19 protein-coding genes are annotated in these 24,683 nt (G+C 73.6%); 9 read left to right on the top strand and 10 right to left on the bottom strand.

The features are described from left to right. Positions 1-144 precede the first annotated feature (144 nt). Positions 145-3,408 (top strand): sacsin N-terminal ATP-binding-like domain-containing protein, encoded by a 3,264-nt coding sequence (locus ACRAS8_RS14410; RefSeq protein ID WP_438490484.1) that lies wholly within the window; start codon positions 145-147, stop codon positions 3,406-3,408. Between the two features lie 88 nt (positions 3,409-3,496). Here ACRAS8_RS14410 and ACRAS8_RS14405 read toward each other — a convergent pair whose 3' ends face one another. Together ACRAS8_RS14405 and ACRAS8_RS14400 are read right to left on the bottom strand one after the other, a co-directional pair. Continuing rightward, positions 3,497-5,920, bottom strand: a complete 2,424-nt coding sequence (locus tag ACRAS8_RS14405) for an HAD-IC family P-type ATPase (protein WP_438486457.1) — start codon at positions 5,918-5,920, stop codon at positions 3,497-3,499. A 30-nt stretch (positions 5,921-5,950) separates the two neighbouring features. Next, positions 5,951-6,208 carry a DUF2530 domain-containing protein gene (locus tag ACRAS8_RS14400; protein WP_438486456.1) on the bottom strand — a complete coding sequence of 86 codons (258 nt, stop codon included), beginning with the start codon at positions 6,206-6,208 and terminating at the stop codon, positions 5,951-5,953. Between the two features lie 324 nt (positions 6,209-6,532). Between ACRAS8_RS14400 and ACRAS8_RS14395 the strand changes: the two genes are divergently transcribed. Beyond that, positions 6,533-8,002: an NCS2 family permease gene (locus tag ACRAS8_RS14395; RefSeq protein WP_438486455.1), complete on the top strand. Its 1,470-nt coding sequence runs from the start codon at positions 6,533-6,535 to the stop codon at positions 8,000-8,002. Between the two features lie 18 nt (positions 8,003-8,020). Here ACRAS8_RS14395 and ACRAS8_RS14390 read toward each other — a convergent pair whose 3' ends face one another. Continuing rightward, complete coding sequence (locus ACRAS8_RS14390; RefSeq protein WP_438486454.1) at positions 8,021-8,221, bottom strand: hypothetical protein; 201 nt, start codon at positions 8,219-8,221, stop codon at positions 8,021-8,023. Positions 8,222-8,362: 141 nt separating this feature from the next. Between ACRAS8_RS14390 and ACRAS8_RS14385 the strand changes: the two genes are divergently transcribed. The 3 genes from ACRAS8_RS14385 to thpR are packed head-to-tail and all read left to right on the top strand — an operon-like array spanning position 8,363 to position 10,853. After that, positions 8,363-8,800: a MarR family winged helix-turn-helix transcriptional regulator gene (locus tag ACRAS8_RS14385; protein ID WP_438486453.1), complete on the top strand. Its 438-nt coding sequence runs from the start codon at positions 8,363-8,365 to the stop codon at positions 8,798-8,800. Positions 8,801-8,830: 30 nt separating this feature from the next. Then, complete coding sequence (locus ACRAS8_RS14380) at positions 8,831-10,228, top strand: MFS transporter (RefSeq protein WP_438486452.1); 1,398 nt, start codon at positions 8,831-8,833, stop codon at positions 10,226-10,228. A 58-nt stretch (positions 10,229-10,286) separates the two neighbouring features. After that, positions 10,287-10,853 carry an RNA 2',3'-cyclic phosphodiesterase gene (gene thpR, locus ACRAS8_RS14375; protein ID WP_438486451.1) on the top strand — a complete coding sequence of 189 codons (567 nt, stop codon included), beginning with the start codon at positions 10,287-10,289 and terminating at the stop codon, positions 10,851-10,853. 177 nt (positions 10,854-11,030) lie between these two features. On the opposite strand, the gene ACRAS8_RS14370 is transcribed toward thpR, so the two are convergent. From ACRAS8_RS14370 to ACRAS8_RS14350, 5 genes are all read right to left on the bottom strand, one after another. Then, positions 11,031-12,032, bottom strand: coding sequence for an aldo/keto reductase (locus ACRAS8_RS14370; protein ID WP_438486450.1), 1,002 nt, complete (start codon positions 12,030-12,032; stop codon positions 11,031-11,033). Positions 12,033-12,082: 50 nt separating this feature from the next. Then, positions 12,083-12,754 carry a GDSL-type esterase/lipase family protein gene (locus tag ACRAS8_RS14365; protein WP_438490483.1) on the bottom strand — a complete coding sequence of 224 codons (672 nt, stop codon included), beginning with the start codon at positions 12,752-12,754 and terminating at the stop codon, positions 12,083-12,085. A gap of 75 nt (positions 12,755-12,829) precedes the next feature. After that, a complete protein-coding gene (locus ACRAS8_RS14360) occupies positions 12,830-13,246 on the bottom strand; it encodes a PPOX class F420-dependent oxidoreductase (protein ID WP_438486449.1) in 417 nt (138 codons plus the stop codon). 119 nt (positions 13,247-13,365) lie between these two features. Further along, a complete protein-coding gene (gene serC, locus ACRAS8_RS14355) occupies positions 13,366-14,484 on the bottom strand; it encodes a phosphoserine transaminase (protein WP_438486448.1) in 1,119 nt (372 codons plus the stop codon). A 159-nt stretch (positions 14,485-14,643) separates the two neighbouring features. Beyond that, positions 14,644-15,648 (bottom strand): helix-turn-helix transcriptional regulator, encoded by a 1,005-nt coding sequence (locus ACRAS8_RS14350; RefSeq protein ID WP_438486447.1) that lies wholly within the window; start codon positions 15,646-15,648, stop codon positions 14,644-14,646. Between the two features lie 173 nt (positions 15,649-15,821). Here ACRAS8_RS14350 and ACRAS8_RS14345 point away from each other — a divergent pair, with 173 nt between their 5' ends. Further along, complete coding sequence (locus ACRAS8_RS14345) at positions 15,822-17,294, top strand: FAD-binding oxidoreductase (protein WP_438486446.1); 1,473 nt, start codon at positions 15,822-15,824, stop codon at positions 17,292-17,294. A 67-nt stretch (positions 17,295-17,361) separates the two neighbouring features. Here the strand turns inward: ACRAS8_RS14345 and ACRAS8_RS14340 are convergent, their stop codons facing one another. After that, on the bottom strand, positions 17,362-17,562 hold the full coding sequence (locus ACRAS8_RS14340; RefSeq protein ID WP_438486445.1) for a hypothetical protein: 201 nt from the start codon (positions 17,560-17,562) through the stop codon (positions 17,362-17,364). 78 nt (positions 17,563-17,640) lie between these two features. On the opposite strand from ACRAS8_RS14340, the gene ACRAS8_RS14335 reads away from it, so the two are divergent. Both ACRAS8_RS14335 and ACRAS8_RS14330 read left to right on the top strand, forming a co-directional pair. Beyond that, the gene (locus ACRAS8_RS14335) at positions 17,641-20,682 is read left to right on the top strand and encodes an FAD-binding and (Fe-S)-binding domain-containing protein (RefSeq protein ID WP_438486444.1); all 3,042 of its coding nucleotides are present in this window, start codon (positions 17,641-17,643) and stop codon (positions 20,680-20,682) included. A gap of 279 nt (positions 20,683-20,961) precedes the next feature. After that, positions 20,962-22,167, top strand: a complete 1,206-nt coding sequence (locus tag ACRAS8_RS14330; protein ID WP_438486443.1) for an AbrB family transcriptional regulator — start codon at positions 20,962-20,964, stop codon at positions 22,165-22,167. A 33-nt stretch (positions 22,168-22,200) separates the two neighbouring features. Here the strand turns inward: ACRAS8_RS14330 and ACRAS8_RS14325 are convergent, their stop codons facing one another. Continuing rightward, the gene (locus tag ACRAS8_RS14325; protein ID WP_438486442.1) at positions 22,201-23,058 is read right to left on the bottom strand and encodes a LysR family transcriptional regulator; all 858 of its coding nucleotides are present in this window, start codon (positions 23,056-23,058) and stop codon (positions 22,201-22,203) included. Positions 23,059-23,324: 266 nt separating this feature from the next. Between ACRAS8_RS14325 and ACRAS8_RS14320 the strand changes: the two genes are divergently transcribed. Beyond that, complete coding sequence (locus tag ACRAS8_RS14320) at positions 23,325-24,179, top strand: EamA family transporter (protein WP_438490482.1); 855 nt, start codon at positions 23,325-23,327, stop codon at positions 24,177-24,179. Positions 24,180-24,683: the final 504 nt, after the last annotated feature.

Here is a 24,683-nt window from a genome sequence, read left to right as displayed (position 1 = left end):
CCCGGCACCCACCACACACAGGGCGCCCCCGCCCCACCAACCCCTCCGCCGTAGGCGGAACCACGCACGGCGGGGCAGCCGACGACGTGGGGGGTACCGTCGGGACAGACATCTCTGACGAGGGAGACGAGAAACGTGGCAGGAATGCCGTGGGTGCGGGGCGCGGACGAGGGCGCCGACCCATTCGGTACGGCCCGGTTGCGGCGCGGTGTGCTCGACGCCTGGGCCGCGTCGCCGGCCCGGTTCCGGGAGGACGCCAATGCCGAGGAGGACCTCGCGCTCGGCGGCTACCGCGACCGGCTCGCCGTGGAACTGGCGCAGAACGCGGCGGACGCGGCGGCCCGCGCCGGCGTCCCCGGCCGGCTGCGGCTGACCCTGCACGCCGCCGACGGCGGTGCGCCCGCGGTGCTCGTCGCCTCCAACACCGGTGCCCCGGTGGACGCCACCGGCGTGGAGTCGCTGTCGACCCTCCGCGCCTCCGCCAAACGGGAACCGAGCGTCGCGGCCGGCGCGGTCGGCCGGTTCGGCGTCGGGTTCGCCGCGGTGCTGGCGGTCAGCGACGAACCGGCGCTGGTGGGCCGCACCGGCGGCGTCCGCTGGTCGCTGGCCGAGGCCCGGGAGCTGACCGAGGCGGTCGCCGCGCACAGCCCCGGCCTGGGCGGTGAGCTGCGCCGCCGCGAGGGCCACGTCCCGCTGCTGCGGCTGCCGTTGCCCGCGGAGGGCACCGCGCCCGACGGCTACGACACCGCGGTGATGCTGCCGCTGCGCGACGGCGCCGCGCAGGATCTCGCCGAGCGGCTGCTGGCCGGGATCGACGCGGCGCTGCTGCTGACCCTGCCGGGGCTGGCCGAGGTCGTGGTGGAGACGCCGGAGGGCCGACGGGTCCTGACGCGTCGCCAGGACGGCGAGTATGTCCTGATCGAGGACAGTGAGCGGGGGGCCACCCGGTGGCGGGTGGTGACCGACGGCGGCCCGCTGGACCGGGCGCTGCTGGCGGACCGCCCGGTCGAGGAGAAGCTGCGGCCGTCGTGGTCGGTGACCTGGGCGGTGCCGGTGGACGAGGCCGGGGCGCCGGCGCGGCCGGGCACCGTACCGGTGCTGCACGCGCCGACCCCGACCGACGAACCGCTGGGGCTGCCCGCGCTGCTGATCGCCTCGTTCCCGCTGGAGCCGACCCGGCGCCATGTCGCGCCCGGCCCGCTCGCGGACTTCCTGGTGGGCCGGGCGGCCGCCGCGTACGCGGGGCTGCTCGGCGCCTGGCAGCCGGTGGCGGCCGGCACCCTGGACCTCGTCCCGGGACCGCTGGGCAAGGGCTGGCTGGACGGCGAACTCCGGCGCCAGGTACTGGAGTTGCTGCCGCGGGTGCGCTTCCTGCCGAGCGCGGCGCGCGGCGCGGCCGCCGACGGCGGTGCGGACGGCGGCCGGGCGGCGGAGGCCGAGGCGTGGGACGAGGACGGGGGCGAGGACCGCGAGCGGTACGTCCTGCGGCCGGTGGACGCCGAGTTGCTGGAGGGCGCCGGCGCGGCGGCCGTCGGCGTACTGGCCGAGCTGTTCCCCAGTCTGCTGCCGGCCGGTCTCGAACGGCGTGCGGAGCTGCGGGCGTTGGGCGTGGCGCGGGTGCCGCTCACCGAGATGATCGACCGGCTGGCGGGCGTGGAGCGCGCGCCGGAGTGGTGGCGGCGGCTCTACGACGCGCTGGCCGGCACCGACCCGGACCGGCTCAGCGGCCTCCCGGTGCCGCTGGCCGACGGCGGGCGGACCGCCATCGGGCCGCGCCAGGTGCTGCTGCCGCTGCCCGGCGGCGGCGCGGACGCCGGCTCCGAGGCCGCCGAGCGGCACCGCACCCTGACCCGGCTCGGCCTCAAGGTCGCCCACCCGGACGCGGTGCACCCGCTCCTGGAGAAGCTGGGTGCCACCCCCGCCGCCCCCCGCGCCGTACTGACGACCCCTCAGGTACGGGCGGCGGTCGCCCACTCGCTGGACGCCGACGAGGACGCCTACGACGTCTTCGAGGACGAGCTGGCGCCGGGCGCCGGGGTGCCGCTGGGTGCGGAGGAGCTGGCCGAGGCGGTTCTCGGGCTGGTCCGCGACGCCGATCTGGCGCCCGGCGACGAGCCCTGGCTGGCCGCTCTGGCGCTGCCCGACGAGGACGGCGAACTGGCGCCGGCGGGCGAACTGGTCTTCCCCGGCAGCGACTTCGAGCGGGTGATCCGAGAGGGGGAACTCGCCGCCTGTGATGCGGATCTGGCGGAGCGGTGGGGGGAGCAGCCGCTCACCGCAGTCGGGGTGCTGGCCACCTTCGCGCTGGTCCGGGCCACCGACGTGGTGCTCGACCCGGACGAACTGGAGCCGCGGGACGGCGTCTTCCCCGAGCCGGACGACGCCGGGCTGCTGGACGCCGTCGACGTGTGGTGCGAGGACCTCCTCGACGCGCTGCCGGAGAGCCCGGTGCCGCCGGTCGTCACCGAACTCGTCGCCGTCCGCGACCTCGACCTGGTCGCCGACGGCGCCTGGCCGCGGGTGCTGGAGATGCTCTCCCGGCCGCCGCTGCGGGACGCCCTGACCGCGCCGGTGCGGGTGCTGCTGCCGGACGGCACCACCGAGTCGGTGCGGCCGTACACCGCGTGGTGGCTGCGCGGCCACCCGGTGCTGGACGGGCGCCGTCCGGCCGGGCTGCGCGCCGCGGGCGGCGACCCGCTGCTGGCCGGGCTGTACGAGGCGGCGGACGCGGGCCGGGTCGACGCCCAGGTGCTGCGCGCCCTCGGCGTCCGCACCTCGGTGGACGCGCTGCTGGACGAGCCGGGCGGTGCGGCCGAGCTGCTGGCCCGCCTCGCCGATCCGGACCGCCGCGTCGGGATCTCCCAACTCCACGCGCTCTACGGCCTGTTGACCGATCTCGACCCGGACCGGGTGACGCTGCCCGACGAGCTGCGGGCGATTGTGGACGGTGCACCGCGGGTGGTGGACGCGGCGGACGCGCTGGTCGCGGACGCCCCGGACCTGATGCCGCTGGCTGGCGGCCGGCCGCTGCTGCCGGTGCGGCCGGCCCGCGCCGCGGAGCTGGCCGAGCTGTTCCAGGTGCGGCGGCTGAGCGAGGCGGTCGCCGCGGAGGTCCGCTCCGACGGCACGGTCCACGACGTCCCGGAGGCGGTCCGCGCCCTGCTCGGCCCGGACACCCCCGAGACGTACGTCGAGCACGAGGAACTGCTGGTGGACGGCCCCGAGGGCGGCGTCGAACTGGACTGGCGGTGGACGCCGGACGGCACCCTGCACGCCGCGACGCTGGAGGGCGTGGCGGCCGGCCTGGCCTGGGCGGCCGGCCAGTGGCCCCGCCGCTTCGAGGTCGCGGCGCTGCTGGAGGACCCGGAGCGGCGCGACGAGCTGGCCCGGGCGCGCTGGTTCGACTGAGTCCGGTGCCCGGCCCGGGGTGACAGGAGCGGCGCGGCGGCCGTCGGACGGTGTGTCCGGCGGCCGTCGCCGTACGGGTGCCCCGGGCTCACGCCGGGAAGCGCCGCCCCACCCACCGCCAGGCGGCCTCCAGCAGCAGCGCCGCCACCGCGGCGATCGCCACCGCCGCCCACGGCATCGTCGTCCCCACCAGCCGCAGCTCGAAGAAGTGCTGAAGCCACGGCGTCGCGAGGACGATGAGGAAGCACAGCCCCATCAGCAGCACCAGCCCGATCCGCCACCAGGTGTACGGGCGGGCGATGATCGCCAGCACGTACAGGGCGGTGAGGAAGAGGGTCAGGGTGGCGGCGCTGGTCTGGGCGGCGAGGGCGTCCGGGCCGGTGTAGTGGACGCGGGCCAGCAGGTAGGTGGCGAAGGCCGCGACGCCGGTGATCAGGCCGGAGGGAATGGCGTAGCGCATCACCCGGCGGACGAAGTGCGGGCGGGCGCGCTCCTTGTTGGGCGCCAGCGCCAGGAAGAAGGCGGGGACGCCGATGGTCAGCGTCGACAGCAGGGTGAGGTGCCGCGGCAGGTACGGGTACGGGATCTGGCAGCAGGCCACCAGGATCGCCAGCAGCACCGAGTAGACGGTCTTGGTGAGGAAGAGGGTGGCGACCCGGGTGATGTTGCCGATGACGCGGCGGCCCTCGGCGACCACCGACGGCAGGGTGGCGAAGCTGTTGTTCAGCAGCACGATCTGGGCCACCGCCCGGGTCGCCTCGGAGCCGGCGCCCATGGCGACGCCGATGTCGGCGTCCTTGAGGGCCAGCACGTCGTTGACGCCGTCGCCGGTCATCGCCACATGGTGGCCGCGGGACTGCAGCGCGCCGACCATGTCCCGCTTCTGCTGCGGCGTGACCCGGCCGAAGACGGCGCCCTCCTCCAGGGCCTTCGCCATCGCCTCCGGGTCGTCGTGCGGCAGCTGCCGGGCGTCCACGGGCGCGTCGGCGCCGGGCAGCCCCAGTTTGCCGGCGACCGCCCCCACCGACACCGCGTTGTCGCCGGAGATCACCTTGGCCTGGACGCCCTGCTCGGCGAAGTAGCGCAGGGTGTCGGGGGCGTCCGGGCGCAGCCGCTGTTCCAGGACGACCAGGGCGGTCGGCCGCCCTTCGCGGGCGACGTCGGGATGGTCCAGCGGGCGGGCGGCGCGGGCCAGCAGCAGGACGCGCAGGCCCTGGGCGTTGAGCCGGTCGATCTCCGGCAGCAGCGGGTCGCCGGCGGGCAGCAGCACGTCCGGCGCGCCGAGCAGCCAGGCGGAGCGCTCCCCGCCGGGCTCCTCGAAGGCGGCGCCGCTGTACTTGCGGGCGGAGGAGAAGGGGAGGGTGGCGGTGCACCGCCAGGAGTCGGGGGCCGGGCAGGCGTCGACGACTGCCTGGAGGGAGGCGTTGGGGCGCGGGTCGGACGCGCCGAAGGCACCGAGCACCTGCCGGACGCGGCCGGGGTCCTGGCCGTCCAGCGGCCGCACCTCGCCGACGTCCATGCCGCCCTCGGTGAGCGTGCCGGTCTTGTCCAGGCAGACCACGTCCACCCGGGCCAGGCCCTCGATGGCTGGCAACTCCTGCACCAGGCACTGCCGGCGGCCGAGGCGGACCACGCCGATCGCGAAGGCGACCGAGGTCAGCAGCACCAGCCCCTCGGGGATCATCGGGACGATCCCGGCGACCATCCGGCGGACCGCGGCGTCGCCCGGCAGCCCCAGGGTCAGCAGATGGCTGAGGATCAGGCCGAGCGCGGTCGGGACCATCATCCACGTCACGTACTTGAGGATCCGGCTGATGCCGGTGCGCAGTTCGGAGTGGACCAGGGTGAACCGGCTGGCTTCCTCGGCGAGCTGCGCCGCGTACGCCGCCCGGCCCACCTTGGTCGCGGTGAACGCGCCGCCGCCGGCGACGACGAAGCTGCCGGACATCACCGCGTCGCCCGGCTTCTTCACCACCGGGTCCGCCTCGCCGGTCAGCAGCGACTCGTCGATCTCCAGGCCGTCGCTCTCCAGCACCTCGCCGTCGACGATCACCTTGCCGCCCGGGCCGAGTTCGATGACGTCGTCGAGGACCACCTCGGAGGTGGTCAGCTCCACGGCGGTTCCGTCGCGGCGGACGGTCGGCCGGGCCTCGCCGATCAGGGCCAGGCTGTCCAGGGTCTTCTTGGCGCGCAGTTCCTGGAGGATCCCGATGCCGGTGTTGGCGATGATGACGAAGCCGAACAGGCCGTCCTGGAGCGGGCCGACGATCAGGATGATGACGAAGAGGACGCCGATGATGGCGTTGAAGCGGGTGAAGACGTTGCCGCGGATGATGTCCGCGGTCGAACGGGAGGAGCGCACCGGGACGTCGTTGACGTCGCCCCTGGCCACCCGTTCGGCGACCTCGGCGGTGGTCAGTCCGTGCCGCGCCGCCTCCCGGCCGCTTCGGTCGGCGGGCCGGCCGCCGCCGGGCTCCGGTTGCTCGACTTCGGTCTGCGCCGGGTCCGTCATGCCCTAGACGTTACGGGCGGATTGCCCGCTTCACCCGCCGGTGGCCGCCGCCCGCTTGATTGCCGCGTCCCGCCTGCGCACGTACCAGACGCCCACCAGGCCGAGCCCGCCGCCGGTCAGGCACGTCCACAGGAACCAGGTGTGGCCGTGGTCGGCGTACCAGCCGTAGAAGGGCAGCTGGGCGAGGAAGAGCACGAACCAGATGACGGTGCCGCCGGTGATCGTGCCGACGACGGGACCTTCGAGGGGCGCCGGGGCCTCGCGCAGTTCGGACTTCTTCCACCACATGGGGATCAGCTTACGGGGCCGGGGGCGGCGCCGGTCCGGGGCCGTACGAGTGGGCGTGCGTACGGGCTCCGGGCGGCGGGTCTACGCGCGGAGATAGCGATCAACGAATTGTTTATTCATACTGAACCTTTCCGGAACTGACTGGTTCGGATCGTTGCTTCCTCCAATCCGATCCCTTCAGACTGTTCCGGTTCATTGGTTGCTCTCCCGCCGCCTGTGCGCGTCCCCTCGGGGTGCGTCCGGTGGATCACGACCCTGTCTGATCCGCCGGACGGCGCCCCGAGGCCCTCGCGCCTGCCCCGGCCCGTACGACTGAGGTCTTGCATGTCGCCCTCGACCCCCACGGTCGACGCCGTGAAGAGTCCCGGCCCCCAGCCGCCCAAGAACGGCCTCGACCGCTTCTTCAAGATCTCCGAGCGGGGGTCGACGGTCGGCCGCGAACTGCGCGGCGGACTGGCCACGTTCTTCGCGATGGCCTACATCATCGTGCTGAACCCGATCATCCTCGGCGCCGGCGTCGACAAATACGGCCACCACCTCGACAACGGCCAGCTGGTCACCGCCACCGCCCTGATGGCCGGTCTGGGCACCGTCCTGATGGGCGTGATGGGCAACGTCCCGATCGCCATCGCGGCCGGCCTCGGCATCAACGCCGTGGTCTCCCTCCAGCTCGCGCCCAAGATGAGCTGGCCGGACGCGATGGGCATGGTGGTGCTCGCCGGTCTGGTGCTGATGATCCTCGTCGCCTCCGGGCTCCGGCAGCGGGTGATGGACGCCATCCCGGGCGGGCTGCGGCGGGCCATCGCGATCGGCATCGGCCTGTTCATCTCGCTGGTCGGCCTGGTGGACGCCGGCTTCGTCAGCCGCAACCCGGACGCCGCGCACACCACCGTCCCGCTGAGCCTGGGCCAGGGCGGTCAGCTCAAGGGCTGGCCGGTGCTGGTGTTCGTGCTCGGCCTGGCGCTGATGTTCGTGCTGACCGTGCGGAAGACCAAGGGCGCGATCCTGATCGGCATGGTCACCATGGCCGTCGTCGCGATCGTCATCAACGCGGTGGCGACCATCCCGGACGCGGCCTGGGGGCTGGCCGTCCCCAACGTCCCGGACCGGATCGTCGGCGCGCCCGACTTCGGACTCATCGGGCACATCAGCCTCTTCGGCGGCTTCCGGGAAGTCGGCGTGCTGACCGGCTGCCTGTTCGTCTTCACCGTCCTGCTGTCCGGCTTCTTCGACGCGATGGGCACCATCATCGGCGTCGGCGAGGAGGCCGGGCTGCTGGACAACAGGACCGGCAACCTGCCCAACATGGGCCGGATCCTGATGGTGGACGGCATCGCGGTGGCCGGCGGCGGCTTCGGCTCGGCCTCGGCCAACACCTGCTTCGTGGAGTCCACCGCCGGCGTCGGCGAGGGCGCCCGCACGGGCCTGGCGAACCTCGTCACCGGCGGGCTGTTCCTGCTCGCGCTGATCTTCACGCCGCTGGCCACCGTCGTCCCCTCGCAGGCCGCCACGCCCGCGCTGCTGGTCGTCGGCTTCCTGATCATGGCCTCGAACGTCCGGGACATCGACTGGAGCGACTTCACCATCGCCGTCCCGGCGTTCCTGACCATCGCCTCGATGCCGTTCACCTACAGCATCACCAACGGCATCGGCATCGGCGTACTCGCCTTCATCCTGCTGCGGACGGCGACCGGCCGCTTCAAGGAGATCCCCTGGCTGCTGGACGCGGTCGGGGTCTGCTTCCTCGTCTACTTCCTGCTCAACCCGATCGAGCAGCTGCTCGGGGTCAGGTAGGCGGAAACCCGGCGCCTCCTACGAGGGTCTGGGCGCCGGGCCCCAGCCGTGCAGCTGCTCGGTCGCGTCGACCGCGCTCGACAGCCGTTCATCGAAATCCTCGCGAATGAGCGTCCGGACGACATAGTCCTGGACGCTCATTCCGCGTTTTGCGGCATGCTGCCGAAGGCGCTCCAGCAGCTCCCCGTCCATGCGCAGGCTGAGCACTCCCGATCCCATGCCGACACGGTCCCCGCACGGCGTGGTCAGGTGTGTCGCTTTTGGCGACGTCCTCACTCGTATGGGTGAGGTCTGGTTCCTCCTCGCGAGGGAGCTGACCGGCACTTTCCTTAGAGAGGCTAATGAGCTATGCTAAAGACCATGCCGGAACTGTCCAACGGCGCCGACGCTGACGCCGTGAATTCCCTGCGGTCCGCCGTGATGCGGCTCGCGCGCCGACTGAAGCACCAGCGGGTCGACGAGTCGCTCAGCCCCACCGAGATGTCGGTGCTCGGCACCCTCGCCCGGTGCGGCCGCGCCACCCCCGGCGAGCTGGCCCGCAAGGAGCACGTGCAGCCGCCGTCCATGACCCGGATCGTGGCGATGCTGGAGGCCAAGGGGCTGGTCCGGATGGAGGCGCACCCCGACGACCGCCGCCAGAAGGTGGTCACCCAGACCGAACAGGCCGAGGCGATGCTCGAGGAGAGCCGCCGCAAGCGCAACGCCTGGCTCGCCGAGCTGGCCTCCGGGCTGGACGCGGACGAGTGGGCCAAGGTGCGCGACGCCGCACCCGTGCTGGAGAAACTCGCACAGCTGTAGCCGCAGGGCCTTGAAGGAGGCGAACCCACTTTGAGTACGGGAACCGGAGCACACTCCGCCCCCGCACCGAACCCCGACGACACCCCCACCCGCGACACCGGACCCGCCGCCCCCGCACGCACGGGCATGTTCAGCTCGCTCCGGATACGCAACTACCGCCTCTTCGCCACCGGCCAGGTGGTCTCCAACACCGGCACCTGGATGCAGCGCATCGCCCAGGACTGGCTGGTGCTCAGCCTCACCGGCTCGTCCGGCGCGGTCGGCATCACCACCGCGCTGCAGTTCCTGCCGATGCTCCTCCTCGGCCTCTACGGCGGCGTGCTCACCGACCGCTTCGCCAAGCGCAAGCTGCTGCTGTGCACCCAGTCCGCGATGGGCCTGACCGGCCTGGCGCTGGCCGGGCTCACCCTCAGCGGCCAGGTCCAGGTCTGGCACGTCTACGCCGGCGCCTTCCTGCTCGGCCTGGTCACCGTCGTCGACAACCCGGCCCGGCAGGCGTTCGTCTCCGAGATGGTCGGCCGGCGGGACCTGCGCAACGCCGTCAGCCTGAACTCCGCCAACTTCCAGTCCGCCCGGCTGATCGGCCCGGCCGTCGCCGGCGTGCTGATCACCGCCTTCGGCAGCGGCTGGGCGTTCCTCTTCAACGGCCTGTCGTTCCTCGCCCCGCTCACCGGCCTGCTGATGATGCGCACCGCCGAGCTCCACAAGGCGGACCCCGTCCCGCGCAGCAAGGGCCAGCTGCGGGAGGGCCTGGCCTACGTCCGCCGGCACCCCGAACTGATCTGGCCCATCGTCCTGGTCGGCTTCATCGGCACCTTCGGCTTCAACTTCCCGATCTGGCTGACCGCCTTCACCTACAAGGTCTTCCACGCCGGCGCCGGGACCTACGCGCTGTTCAACGGCCTGATGGCGGCCGGTTCGCTGATCGGCGCGCTGCTCGCGGCCCGCCGCTCCGGCTCCCGGCTGCGGACGCTGGTCGGCGCGGCGCTGGTCTTCGGCCTGCTGGAGTGCGTCGCGGCGCTGGCGCCCGGCTTCTGGGTCTTCGCGGCACTGCTCGCCCCGATCGGCCTGGTCGGCCTGACGATCAACGTCACCGCCAACTCCAGCGTCCAGATGGCCACCGACCCGGCGATGCGCGGCCGGGTGATGAGCCTGTTCATGATGGTCTTCATGGGCGGTACGCCGCTGGGCGCGCCGCTGGTCGGCTGGGTCACCGACACCTACGGCCCGCGGTTCGGCTTCCTCGCCGGCGGCGTGGTCTCCATGGCGGCCGCGGCCCTGGTCGGCCTGGCCCTGGCCCGGGCCGGCGGACTCCGCCTCAAGATCGACCTGCGGCGCGGCCACCAGCACGTGGCGTTCGTGCCGCGCATGGGCTCCGCCGGGGTGGGCGACGAGGCCCCGGAGCAGAAACTGGCGGCCGCGGCGTAGCGCGGCGCGCCGGGCCGTTCGGCGGGCACGGTGGCGAGGCGGGGGCAACACTGGCCCCATGAGACTCTTCGCCGCCGTGCTGCCCCCGGACCGTGCCCTCGGCCAACTCGCCTCGGTGGTGGGCCACTTGAAGCGGCTGCCGGACGCCGACCGGCTGCGCTGGACCGGCCACGACGGCTGGCACTTCACCCTCGCCTTCTACGGCGAGGTGCCCGACGCGTACCTGCCCGAACTCCACGAGCGGCTGGCCCGGGCCGCCGGCCGGCACGCGCCGTACGAGCTGCGGATCGCCGGCGGCGGGCGGTTCGGCGACCGGGTGGTGTGGGCCGGCGCGGACGGCGACCGGCCCGCGATGCGGCACCTCGCGGACGCCGCCGAGGCGGCCGGCCGCCGGACGGGCCTGCGGATGGGCGAGCACCGCCCGTACACCCCGCACCTCACCCTCGCCCGGAGCCGCACCGGCCACCTCGACCTCGTCCCGTACGCGGCGGCCCTCGCCGACTTCGCCGGCAGCCCCTGGACGGTCCAGGAGATGGCGCTGATGCGCAGCCACCCGCCGGCGCCCGGCGTCCCCGGCGCCCAGCCGCACTACGAGCCGGTCGCCCGGTGGCCGCTGGGCGGCTGAGCCGGGCCCGGCCCCGGGCGCCGTGGCGGGCCGGGCCGGTGCGGCGCCCGGTTCCGCCCCGGTTACGCTCAAAGGGTGGATCCCAAGACCCGTAACCGGATCATGTCCGGGCTGCTCGCCGTGCTGCTGATCGTCGTCGTCGTGGCGGCGGCGCTGCGCTGACGCCGGCCGCCCGCCTCACCAGGCGAACGCCTCCGGCGACGGCCCCGGCCCCGGGAAGACCGCGTCCAGGCCCGCCAGCAGCTCCGCCGGCAGTTCCAGCCCGACCGCGCGCACCGCGGAGGCGAGCTGTTCGGCGGTGCGCGGGCCCACGATCGGCCCGGTCACCCCGGGCCGGGTGAGCAGCCACGCCAGCGCCACCTCGCCCGGCTCCAGGCCGTGTTCGCCGACCAGGTCCTCGTAGGACTGGATCTGCGCCCGGACCGCCGGCCTGGCCAGCGCGTCCGCGGTCCGGCCCGAGGCCGAGCGGGCCGACCCGGTGCCCTCCCGCTGCTTGCGGAGCACCCCGCCCAGCAGCCCGGCATGCAGCGGCGACCAGGGGATCACGCCCAGTCCGTAGCCCCGGGCGGCCGGGATGACCTCCATCTCGGCCCGCCGCTCGAAGAGGTTGTAGAGGCACTGCTCGCTCACCAGGCCGTACGAACCGCGGCGCGCGGCCGCCTCGTTGGCCCGGGCGATATGCCAGCCGGCGTGGTTGGACGACCCCGCGTAGAGGATCTTCCCCTGCTGGACGAGGACGTCGACGGCCTGCCAGATCTCGTCCCAGGGGGTGTCCCGGTCGACGTGGTGGAACTGGTAGAGATCGATGTGGTCGGTGCCCAGCCGCCGGAGACTGGCGTCCACCGCGCGCCGGATGTTGAGCGCGGAGAGCTTGTCGTGATTGGGCCAGGCCGGCGGGCCGGCCGGCGACATGTTCGCGTACACCTTGGTGGCCAGCACGGTCTTGTCCCGCCGCGCGCCTCCCTTGGCGAACCACGAGCCGATGATCTCCTCCGTGCGGCCCTTGTTCTCGCCGAACCCGTAGACGTTGGCGGTGTCGAGGAAGTTGACGCCCGCGTCCAGCGCGGCGTCCATGATGCGGTGGCTGCCGGCCTCGTCGGTGTGCGGCCCGAAGTTCATCGTTCCGAGGACGATGCGGCTGACCTTGAGTCCGGTGCGTCCCAGCTGCGTGTACTCCATGGCCGTTCACCCAAGCCGCTGGAGCGCGCTCGAAGCAAGGGGACAGGGGGTCAGGGCGCGTACGGGCCGCCGACGTCCCACGCCTGGTGCAGTGCGTCGGCGAACGCCCCGGCCAGCAGGTGCTCGCCGAGCGGCGAGGGGTGGGTGCCGTCGTAGGTCGCCCGGTCGAGGTGCCAGCCGGCCGGCTCGGAGGCCAGCAGCAGCGGCGAGGCGGGCGTGGAGAGGTCGGCCACCGCCTTGGCCAGCAGCTCGTTGAGGCGGGTGCACTGGGCGCCGAACTCCGGGTCCCCCAGGGCCCGTACGTTGGGTATCACGGGCATCAGCACCGCCCTGACCCGCGGCCGGGCGGCCCGCGCGCCGGCCACGAAGCGCCGGACGTTCTCCGCCGTCTGCTCGGGGTCGGTGTAGAAGCCGAGGTCTATCAGGCCCAGCGAGACCAGCAGGGTGTCGGCCCGGTGCGCGCGGACCGCGTCCTCGATCACCGGCGCCATGTGCAGCCAGCCCTCGCCCCAGCCGGCCAGGTGGCGGCGGGCCTTCTCGGGGAAGGCCGGGTCGGCGTAGGCGGCGGAGTCCGCGGCGCCGGTGGCCGGGTCGTGGAGGCCGGTGCGCGGGCCGACGAGAGCGAAGGGGCCGGGGTACGTGGCCGCGAGGTGCTGCCACATCCGGTAGCGCCACGTGAAGTCGCCGGAGCTGCCGATCGTCATCGAGTCCCCGACGCACATGATCCTCATCCGGCCATGATGACCGAGAACGCTACCGCCGGGTACGTGACGCTGGCCACGCCGCCGGGCTACGTCCTAGCCGGGTGGGGGCGCGTCCTCGATCAGCCGCAGCTCGTAGTGGAGCGTCCGCTCCCCGCGCAGCCGGTGGACGAGCGGCGCCACCAGACCGTGGATCAGCGGGTACTTGCGGGTCAACGACCGCTCGGCGCGCCGGAATTCGCGGGTGTCCGGACCGAGCAGCCGGGCCCGGGCCCGCACGGCCGGTCCGATCGGCCGCCCGCGCCACGTCGACGCGCAGAACTCCACCTCGGGGAAGTTCCGGATCCGCTTGACCTTGCCGGCCCCGCCGACGGTCCGGAAGTAGGCGCGATCGCCGTCCACCGCCACATTGACCGGGGTACCGACCCCGGTGCCGTCCCTCTTGTACGTGGTCAGCAGGATCGTCGTCTGCCGCTCAAAGGGGGCGAGCCCGGGGCTGGGGGAGGTCTTCATGCCTCTATGGAGGCACATCCGGACCGTGCCGGCATGCGGACGGGCCCCGGCGGGGCGCTGTGCGCCGTGTTTGCCGGGGTCCGTCCGTGTTGGTGCGGTGGTGGCGTCAGAGGGTGTGGTCAGAGGCGGTCGATGACGTAGTCGATGCAGGCCGTCAGGGCCTCGACGTCCGCCGGGTCGATGGCCGGGAACATTGCGATCCGCAGCTGGTTGCGGCCGAGCTTGCGGTACGGCTCGGTGTCGACGATGCCGTTGGCGCGCAGCGTCTTGGCGATCGTCGGCGCGGCGATGTCGTCGTTGAAGTCGATCGTGCCGATGACCTGCGAGCGCTTTGCCGGGTCGGTGACGAAGGGGGTGGCGTGCTTGGAGTCCTCGGCCCAGCCGTAGAGGGTGCGCGAGGAGGTGGCGGTACGGCGGACCGACCAGTCCAGGCCGCCCTGGCCGTTGATCCACTCCAGCTGCTCGTTGAGCAGGAAGAGGGTGGCGAGGGAGGGGGTGTTGTACGTCTGGTTCTTCAGGGAGTTGTCGATCGCGGTGGGCAGCGAGAAGAACTCCGGGACGTGGCGGCCGGAGGCGTGGATCGCGCGGGCGCGCTCCAGGGCGGCCGGGGAGAAGACGCCGAGCCAGAGGCCGCCGTCCGAGGCGAAGGACTTCTGCGGCGCGAAGTAGTAGACATCGGTCTGGGAGATGTCCACCGGGAGGCCGCCGGCGCCGGAGGTCGCGTCGACCAGCACCAGCGCGCCCTCGTCGGCGCCGGCCACCCGCCGGATCGGGGCCGCGACACCGGTCGAGGTCTCGTTGTGGGTGAAGGCGTAGACGTCCACGCCCGCCTCGGCGACCGGCTCCGGGTGGGTGCCCGGGTCGCTGGCGATGACGGTGGGCTCGGCGAGCCAGGGGGCCAGCTTGGCGGCCTTGGCGAACTTCGAGGAGAACTCGCCGAAGGAGAGGTGCTGCGACTTGTTCTCGATCAGGCCGTGCGTCGCGATGTCCCAGAACGCGGTGGAACCGCCGTTGCCCAGGATGACCTCGTAGCCCTCGGGGAGCTGGAAGAGGTCGCGCACGCCCTGCCGCACCTTGCCGACCAGGTTCTTGACCGGGGCCTGGCGGTGCGAGGTGCCGAGCAGCGAGGAGCCGGTGGCGGCCAGCGCGTCGAGCGCCTCCGTACGCACCTTGGAGGGGCCCGCGCCGAAGCGTCCGTCGGCGGGCTTGATGTCAGCGGGGATCTCGATATCAGCCACGGGGGCAGCCTAAGGGGTCGCGCGGGGGCCGGGTGGCGCGTCCAGCGGGTGAGATGACGGCTGGTCGGAGTGTGGACGTGGGTGTGGGCGCGGAGTGTGGACGCGGGGTGTCGCGGGTGCGCGGGATGTCGTGGGCGCAGCCGGCCCGTTGGGCACGCCTCAAGGGCGGTCTGCCGCGTAGAGGTGCGTGAGCGCGGCCGCGGCGTCGGCCAGGACGCGGCGTGCCTCGGGAGGGTCCAGGACCTCCAGGGAGTCGCCGAACTGGAGCAGCTGGCGGACGGCGGAGAGGACGGGGTATCCGAGTTCCAGGATGGCCCAGTCGTCCGCCCTGTCGTCCGGTTCTTCCGCCCGGAGTTCCCCGTCGGCCTGCGTCCGAGGCGGCGCGGTCAGCATGGGGCCCAGGATCCGTACCGCCATGTCCAGTCGCTCCCGGCGGATCCGGGCGGTCACCCGTACAGGCGCCGGCCGCTCCTCCACCTGCTGCCGCAAGTGCGCCCAGACGTCCGCCAGTTCGGCGCCCGGCCGCCGCCGCACCGGGGCGTCGGTGACGGTCGCCGAGGCCACCCGGTCGGCCCGGAACAGCTGCGGCCGGCCGCGCCGGTCGGCGACCAGGTACCAGGTGCCGGCCTTGGCGACCAGCCCGTACGGATCGACGGTGTACGTGCGCGGGCGGGGCTCGCCGCTGTGGCGGTAACGGATGCGCAGCCGCCGGTCGGTGAAGACGGCGGTCTGCAGCTCGTCCAGGTCCACCGCCGGGCGGGGCCCGCTCAGCCAGCGGTCGGGGTCCACCAGGACGCGGCGGCCGACGAGTTCGGCGGCCGGGCGGTGCGGAGCGGGCAGCGCCGCCATCACCTTGCGCAGCGCCGAGCCCAGCGCCTCGTCGAGGCCGAGCGCGTGGTGTGCGCCCTGCGCCGCCAGCACGAACAGCGCCCGGGCCTCGTCGGTGGTCAGCCCGGTGACGTCGGTGCGGTAGCCGGGCAGCAGCGCGATCCCGCCGTGCCGGCCGCGCTCGGCGTAGACCGGTACCCCGGATGCCGACAGCGCCTCGATGTCGCGGTAGACGGTGCGGGTGGAGACCTCCAGGCGGGCGGCCAGTTCGCTCGCCGGTACCCGGCCGCGGGTCTGGAGGAGGAGCAGGATCGAGAGCAGTCGGTCGGCCTTCACCCCCGGGTTATATCCCGTCGGGTGGTATGCCGCCGGGTGGTGTCCCGCTCTTCGGCTGCGTTCTGAGTTCTGAGTATTCGGCCGCGTTCTAAAGCCGCGTTCTAAAGCCGCGTTCTAAGGCCGCGTTCTAAATATGACGGCGGGTGTCAGGTTATTGCCGGAGAGTGCGGCGCATGACGACGACCGACGCACTCGCCACCGCCCCGCACCGACCGACCACCGTGTCCGCCCGGCCCGCCCGGCCTGGTCGGCCCGCCCCGGACACCGTCGCCGACCTCGTACGGCAGGTCCGTGGCCCAGTCTTCCGCCCCGGTGACGAGGGATACGACGCCGAGCGCTCCGGATTCCAGGCCGGCTACCGGCACCGCCCCGCTGTCATCGTCGGCGCGGTGGACGCCGCCGACGTGGCCGCCGCGGTCGGCTTCGCCCGCGCCCAGCGGCTGCCGGTCGCCGTCCAGGCCACCGGGCACGGGCTGTCCACCGCCACCGACGGCGGGCTGCTCATCAGCACCCGGCGGATGACCGACGTCACCGTGGACCCCGCGGCCGGCACCGCGCGGGTCGCCGCGGGCGTCGTCTGGGGCCAGGTCGTCGAGGCCGCCGCGCCGTACGGGCTCGCCCCGCTCAACGGCTCCTCGCCCGGCGTCGGCGTGGTCTCGTACACCCTCGGCGGCGGCGTCGGGGTGCTGGCCCGCACCTATGGCTTCGCCGCCGACCATGTCCGGGCGATCGACCTGGTCACGGCGGACGCGCGCCGGGTACGGGTGACCGCCGAGACCGAACCCGACCTCTTCTGGGGGCTGCTCGGCGGCGGGCACGGCCTCGGGGTGGTCACCGGCATGGAGTTCGGGCTGGTGCCGGTGGCGCGGCTCTACGGTGGTCAACTCGTCTTCGGCGCCGAGCAGATCGACGCCGCGCTGGCCGCGTACCTGCGCTGGACCGAGACCGTCCCGGACACCCTGACCTCCTCGCTCGGCCTGATCGTCTACCCCGACCTGCCGCAGCTGCCGGCCCCGCTGCGCGGCCGCCACCTCCTCCAGATCCGGATCGCGTTCACCGGCACCGCCGAGGACGGCGAGCGCCTGGTGGCGCCGCTGCGCGCGGTCGGCCCGGCGGTCGCCGACGACCTGCGCGAGATGCCCTACGAGGAGTCGCACAGCGTCCACCGCGACCCCAGCGACCCGCACGCCTACAACGGCGACAACGTGCTGCTCGGCGACCTCGACGCGGCGGCGCTGCACCGGGTGGCGAAGCTGGCCGGGCCGGCCGCCCCGGTGATGGTGGTGGCGCAGCTGAACCACCTGGGCGGCGCGCTGGCGACCGGCCCGGTGGGCGGCGGTGGGGCCGGTGCGGTGGGCCATCGGGAGGCCCGGTTCGCGCTGCGGGTGCTCTCCCCGCTGGGCGACGCCGACCCCGAGGGCGACCTGGCGACCGTGCGGGCCGTACACGCCGAGGTGCTGGCGGCCGTGGAGCCCTGGCGGCTCGGCCGCAGCGTCAACTTCCTCCTCGGCGAGCAGCGGGGGCGGGCGGACGCGGCCGAGGTGGCCCGCAGCACCCACGGCACGGCGGCCCGGTCCCGGCTGGCGTACCTCAAGGCCGCCCACGACCCGGAGAACGTGTTCCGCTTCCATCCGTACGGAGTGTGAGACGGGTCCGCCGCTTCCTCCCGTGGGCCGGCGCGCGCCCGGCTGGCTGACGCCGGTGCCGGCCCGGCTAGCTGAAGACGGCCGCCAGGACGACCAGTGCCACGAGGATGGCGAGGGTCTCCCAGCGGGCCGCGCGGCGCAACGTGTCCAGCGACGACGGGTGGCCGGACGAATGGTGCGGCTGCCAGGGGGAGTAATCGTCCGACGAGTGGTGGGAGCTGTGGTGGACCGTGTGGTGGGACGTGCCACCGGATGCGTCGTCGCTCATGCGTTCCATGCTAGGGGCGGCGACGCAGTTATCCACAGCCCTTGATCGGCCCCCGCCCTTTCCGGGCACTCTGGGTACATGGCTGATCGCAGGGAGACGAGCAAGACAGACAGGACAGGCAAGACGGACGAGCGGAACGACGACGGATCGGGTACGAGCGGACCCGGCACGAGCGGACCCGGCACGGTCGGGAGGGCGGCGGACCGGGCGGCGACCGCCCGCCGGGACCTGGCGCGCGAGCTGGCCACGGCCATACGGGGCGAGGTCTCGGCCGCCGCCGCGGACCGCGCCCTGATGACGATGGACGCGTCCAACTACCGGCGGGTCCCGGAGGTGGTGGTGGCACCCCGGGACGCCGAGGACGTCGCCGCGGCGCTGCGGATCTGCCGTGCCCGCGGCGTCCCGGTGGTGCCGCGCGGCGCCGGCACCAGCATCGCCGGGCAGGCCACCGGCATCGGCGTCGTCCTGGACTTCACCCGCCATATGCGCCGGATCGTCGCGCTGGACCCCGAGGCCCGCACCGCCGTCGTCCAGCCCGGCGTCATCCTCGACGACCTCCGGGCCGCGGCCGCCCCGCACGGCCTGACCTTCGGCCCCGACCCCTCCACCCACAGCCGCTGCACCCTCGGCGGCATGATCGGCAACAACTCCTGCGGCTCCCACTCCGTGGCCTGGGGCACCACCGCCGACAACGTCCGCACCCTGGAGGTGCTCACCTACGGCGGCGAGGCGGTCCGGGCCGGCCGCGGCACCGACCCCGAAGGCCGCCCCACCGGCCTCCCGCCGCGCCTGCGCGACGGCGTCAAGGCCCTGGTGGACGGGGAGTTGGCGCTGCTGCGCACCGGCTATCCGGCCGGCCTCCCGCGCCGCATCTCCGGCTACGCCCTGGACGCCCTGCTCCCCGAGGCCGGCACCGACCTGGCCCGCGCCCTCACCGGCAGCGAGGGCACCCTCGGTGTCGTCACCGAGGCCGCCGTCCGGCTCGTCGAGGCCCCCGCGGCCCGCGCGCTGGCCGTCCTCGCCTACCCCGACGAGAGCGCCGCCGCCGAGGCCGCGCACACCCTTCTCCCGCATCATCCGCTGACCGTCGAGGGCATGGCCGCCGATCTCGTCGGCAAGGGCGCCGCCGGGCTGCCGGACGGCGGCGCCTGGCTGTTCGTCGAGACCGGCGGGGCGAGCCGCGCCGAAGCCGTCGCCCGGGCCGAGGCGCTGTGCCGCGCGGCGCGGGCCGACGGCGCCACCGGCCACACCCTCGTCACCGACCCGGCCGGCCAGCGCGCCCTGTGGCGCATCCGCGAGGACGCCTCCGGCACCGCGACCCGTCTGCTGGACGGCAGCGAGGCGTGGCCCGGCTGGGAGGACTGCGCCGTGCCGCCCGCCCAACTGGGTCCTTATCTCAGGGACTTCCGGTCACTCCTCGCCCAGCACGGCCTGCGCGGCACCCCCTACGGCCACTTCGGCGACGGCTGCATCCACGTCCGGATCGACTTCGACCTGCTCACGCCGCCCGGCGTCCGCCGCTTCCGGGAGTTCTCCACCGACCTCGCCGCCCTGGTGGTGGCGCACGGCGGCTCGCTCTCCGGTGAGCACGGCGACGGCCAGGCCCGCGCCGAACTCCTCCCGGCGATGTACGGCGACGAACTGGTCGGCCTCTTCGGCCGGTTCAAGGACCTCTGGGATCCGGCCGCGGGCCTCAATCCCGGCATGCTGGTCCGCCCCGACCGCCTCGACGACAACCTCCGCTTCGCCCCGCTGCCGAAGCGCCCGGTCCCGGTGGAGTTCGGCTATCCGCACGACGACGGCGACTTCTCCGCCGCCGTCCGCCGCTGCGTCGGCGTCGCCAAGTGCCGTACGGAGAAGCTCGGTTCGGGATCGGCGGACGTCATGTGCCCGTCCTTCCGGGCCACCGGCGAGGAGCAGCACTCCACCCGCGGCCGCGCCCGGCTGCTGCACGAGATGCTGGCCGGCGAGGTGGTCACCGACGGCTGGCGCTCCCCGGAGGTGCGCGACGCCCTCGACCTCTGCCTGTCCTGCAAGGGCTGCCGCAGCGACTGCCCCGTGGGCGTCGACATGGCCACCTACAAGGCGGAGTTCCTGCACCACCACTACGCGGGCCGGATCCGCCCCGCCGCCCACTACACCATGGGGCGCCTGCCCCAGTGGCTGCGCGCCGCCGCCCCCGCCGCACCGGTGCTCAACGCCCTCGCCCGCACCCCGCTGGCCGCGGCCGCCAAGCGGCTCGCCGGCATCGCCCCGGAGCGGGAGATCCCGGCGCTCGCGGGGGAGAGCTTCCGCCGGTGGTGGTGGCGCAGGCGTGCCGCGGCGGGTGCGCCGGCGTCCGGCCGCACGGTCGTCCTCTGGCCCGACACGTTCACCAACTACCTCTCCCCGGAGGTGGGCCGCGCCGCCGTCCGCGTCCTGGAGGCCGCCGGCCTACGCCCCCTGCTCCCGCCCACCGCGCCCCTGCCGGCGGCCCGCCCCTCGCTCCCGCTGTCCCGCCTCCACCGCCCCGGCCTCTGCTGCGGCCTGACCTACGTCTCCACCGGCCAGCTCACCCGGGCCCGGGCCGTTATGCGCCGGACGGTGGAGGTGCTCGGCCCCCTGGTGCGCCCCGGCCGCCCCCTGGTCGTCCTCGAACCGAGCTGCGCCGCGGCGCTCCGTACGGACCTGCCGGAGCTGCTCGCCGACGACCCCCGGGCCGCCCGGCTCGCCGCCGCCGTCCGCACCTTCGCCGAGGTACTGGAGGAACTGGCCCCCGACTGGGCCCCGCCCCGCATCGACCGTCCGGTCGCCGGCCAGACCCACTGCCACCAGCACGCTGTCCTCGGCGACGCCGCCGACCGCCGGCTCCGCGAACGCGCCGGCCTGACCGGGACGTTGAGCGGTGGCTGCTGCGGCCTGGCCGGCAACTTCGGCTTCGAACGCGGCCACTACGACGTCTCGGTGGCCTGCGCCGAGGAACAACTCCTCCCCGCCGTAAGGGCCGCGGGGCCGGACGCCGAGATCCTCGCGGACGGCTTCTCGTGCCGGACCCAACTCGCCCAGCTGGGAGAGCGCCGGGGCCGGCATCTGGCAGAGGTGCTGGCGGAGGGGCTGGGGGAGGGATCGGGGGAGGGGTGAGGGGTCGGCGCCCGGCTACCGTACGCGGCCGGCTCGTCACTGGAGCGCGTTTCACCGGCTCGGCCGGCTTGCGCGCGGCTATTTCACGTCGCTCGTTCGCGTCTCTCGCGGAAAGCTCATTCATGGGAACGAAAAGGCGGATTCACCTATTGGAAACCTCTAGACGTTCATGATGGCCACTGGCTTACGCCGAATGTCGGAGATGGTCTAATGCGCGTAGCTGAGCGGTTTCTGAGCCGGGTCCGGAATGCACTCGACGGCCCCATGGGAATCGGGTGCGTGACGGTGGGAATCCTTGCCGTCTCGGCGGTCCTGGAGCCCCTGGGCGCCCCGTCGCCCCAACTCCTCCTCGGGCTGCTGGTCGGGGCCGTGATCGCCTTGCGGGGCAGACGGCAGCACCATCTCTCGAAGACCGTCGACCAGGGCGTGCAAGCCCTCATCGGCGTCATGATCGGCGCCTATCTCCAGATCTCGGTCCTGCGCGACGTGGCCGGCGCCATGCTTCCGCTGACGATGCTCACGCTGGTGACGACCGTCCTCAGTGTCGGAATTGCCGTCATGATCGCGCGGACCGGCCGCATGGACCGGCTCACCGCGACGCTCGGAATGATCGCCGGAGGGTCGGTCGCCGTGACGTCGTGCGCGAAGGACATGGGCGCGGATTCCCGGGTCGTGGCGTTTATGCAGTACACCCGTGTCGCCGTGATTTCGGCCGCCGCGCCGCTGGTGGCCATGCTCATCGCCGACCCCGCGGCCGGCGGCGCGGAGGACGGCGGTGGTGCGAGCGCCACCGCCGGATGGTCCTGGGTCCTGGTGCCCCGGGGCGATCAGCTGGCCGGGTTGTCCATCACCCTCGTCCTGGCCGCAGTCGGCCTGCGTCTGGCCCGGCGCATCAGGCTGCCCAGTGCGGCTCTCCTGGGGCCCATGCTGCTCTCCGCGGCCGTTACGGCGCTCGGTCTGACGCACGGCTATTCGCCGGCGGGCCTGTTCAAGGAGACGCTGCTGGTACTCGTCGGGTTGGAGGTGGGTCTGCGCTTCGACCGCGAGACCGTACACGCGGTGCGGCGCATGATCCCGCTGGTGCTGGGCGCCATCCTGCTGCTCTGCGGTGTCATCGGGGGGATCGCCGTCGGGCTGGCCCCGTTGCTGGGGGTGAGCCGGGCCGACGCCTACCTCGCGACGACGCCCGGCGGTATCAACGCGGTCCTCGCCAGCGCGTCGACCAGCGATGCGCACATGGGGCTGATCTCCAGTGTGCAGACGCTGCGGCTGTTCCTCATGGTGCTGCTGCTGCCGCTGCTCCAGGGGTGGTTGTCGCGAAGTTCCGCTCGGTCGCGTAACTCTGCTCTGTCGCGCAATTCCGCTCGGTCGCCCGACTCTGCTCGATGGGGCGACTCTGCTCAGCGCACCGAGAACGCGCAGGGGCGGCAGGAGAAGCCGGGGCCCGAGACCGAGCCTGAACCTGCGGCGGCCCGGGACGCGTGACGTAGCTATGGCTGCCTCATGCCTGGCTCACGCTCATGCCTGGCTCATGACCTCGTGCGCCAGGGTGACCAGGTCCGGGATGCGGGGGTGGCCCGGGCCGTCGTGCCAGGCGATCACGACGGGGACGGGCGGGGCGTCGGTCAGCGGCACGTACGCCATCGCCGGGTGCGGGTGCATACCGGCGGTGGCGGAGGTGGTGACGCCCACCGCCCGGCCGCCGGTGATGGCGGCGATCCAGTCGTCGGTGTTGCCGATGGTGATCGTGGAGGAGGGGCGGGCGCCGGGCGGCCAGAGGTCGAGGGTGGTGATCCCGGAGACCGTGTTGAGGGCGAGGGTGCGGGAGGCGAGATCGGCCAGGGAGAGGGTGGGGCGGGCGGCCAGGGGATCGTCGACGGGGAGGCCGGCCACCCGGGGCTCGGTCGTCAGCTGCTCGGTGCGCAGGCCGGGGGTGGTGACCTCGCCCCGGAGCAGGGCCGCGTCCACGTCGCCGCGGGCGAGGCCGGCGGTGCGGTCGTCGATCCGGAGGAGTTCCAGGGGCGTCTCCGGGTGCTCCTCGTGCCAGCGGCGCAGCAGGGTGGTGGTGTCCGCGCCCGCCGCCGACCAGGCGTGGCCCAGGCGGAGCGGCCAGCCGGTGCGGCGGCCGTAGGCGAGGGCGCGGTCGAAGGCGGAGACGGCGAGCGCCGCCCGGTCGCGGAAGGCGAGGCCGTCCGGGGTGAGGGCGAGGTGGTGGGTGGTGCGCTCGACGAGGCGGACGCCCAGCGTCTCCTCCAGCCGGCGGAGCGTGCGGGAGACGGCGGGCTGGGTGAGGTGCAGGCGTTCGGCGGCGCGGGTCACGCTGAGGGTGTCGGCGATGGCGAGGAAGCAGCGGAGATGGCGCAGCTCGATGCTCATGCGTGCGGAGCATAACAACCGGCGAAACGGCATTTCACGTGCGCGAACGCGGGTCGTAGCGTGGGGACGTGAATGCTTCCTCCGCGCCGTTCGGGTCGTCCGCAAAGTCGCCTTCCGCTTCCGTTGATCCTTCTGATTCCGTTGTTCCTTCTGCTTCCGGTGAGCCTTCCGCCGGGTCAGCCGATGCCCCGATACCGCAGTCCGTGCCGCCCTCGCCCGAGGTGCGGTCGGCCGAGGCGGTGGCCGCGGCCCATGGGGTGGGCGATATGGGCGCGGCGCGGGCGCGGGGCCGGCTGGTGTCGGTGGGGCTGGTCATCGGCGGGATCGTCTCGCTGCAGTTCGGGGCGTCGGTGGCGGTGCTGCTGTTCCCGCGGGCCGGTGCGCTGGGTGTCGTCACCTTGCGGCTGGTCGTGGCGGCGCTGGTGTTGCTCGTCGCCTGCCGGCCGAAGGTGCGGGGCCACACGCGGGGTGACTGGGCGACGGTCGTCGCCTTCGGTGTCGCGCTGGTCGCGATGAACTCGCTTTTCTACCAGGCGCTGGACCGGATTCCGCTCGGGGCCGCGGTCACCCTGGAGTTCCTCGGCCCGCTGATCCTCTCCGTGGTGACGTCGCGGCGGCTGCTGAGCGTGGTGTGGGCGGTGCTGGCGCTGGGCGGTGTGGTGCTGCTGGGGCGTGCAGGGCTCGACGGGCTGAATCTCACCGGGGCCGGTTTCGCGCTGGCCGCCGGTGGGTTGTGGGCCGCGTACATCCTGCTGTCGGCGCGCACCGGGCAGCGGTTTCCGCAGGCGGACGGGTTGGCGCTGGCGATGACGGTGGCGGCGGTGCTGAGTCTGCCGCTCGGGGTCGCGAGCGCCGGGGCGGCGCTGCTGGACCCGGTGACGGTGGGGCTGGGGGCGGCCGTGGCGCTGCTGTCGTCGGTCATGCCGTACACGCTGGAGCTGCTGGCGCTGCGGAAGCTGCCCGCGTCCGGGTTCGCGGTGATGATGAGCCTGGAGCCGGCCGCGGCGGCCACGGCCGGATTCCTGGTGCTGGGGCAGGCGCTGGGGTGGGTCGAGTGGCTGGCGATCGGGCTGGTGGTGGTGGCCAGCGCGGGGGCGGTGCTGGGCGCGTCGCGGCGCTGATCCCCACGTTGTCGGCTTTCCCGCCGTAGGGGTTCGCCTTTTTGCGCCTGGCGGCGCTTGCTTTGTTGTCCGCTGCGCGGGGCTGTCGGGTGCGGTGACGGGCCTCCGGGGCAGGGGTGTGCCGGACTGCTTCGCTTTACGTCCGGCACACCCCTGCCCCTCCGACCCGTCCCCTCCCGTGGGTGGGTGGGAGAGGGGCGGGAGAGGGCCGATGCCGGTGGGTCGGTGCGCATGGTCGGTCCTCTGCATCCCGGAGCCGCTGTTTCCCTGGCCGGTCGCAGTGCCGCATTCCCCTGCCATCCCAGTAGCCGGTATCACTTCGCTCAGCGGAATGACCGACTCACGTGTTGCCGCAGCAGGAGCGGGGTGCGTCCATAGGTATTACTCACCCGCACGTGCGGAGAGGAGGTGCCGCCATGTCCGAAGGCATCGTGAGCCATCACGGCCGGTACGAGCACTACGACGGCGACGAGTAGCGAAGGCACCGCTCTGGGCGCGGCATCG

It is taken from the genome of Streptomyces sp. S186, from assembly GCF_051603415.1.
Classification (GTDB): domain Bacteria; phylum Actinomycetota; class Actinomycetes; order Streptomycetales; family Streptomycetaceae; genus Streptomyces.
The sequence above is the reverse complement of the archived record's forward strand: the minus strand, read 5'-3'. Positions and strand labels throughout refer to the sequence as shown.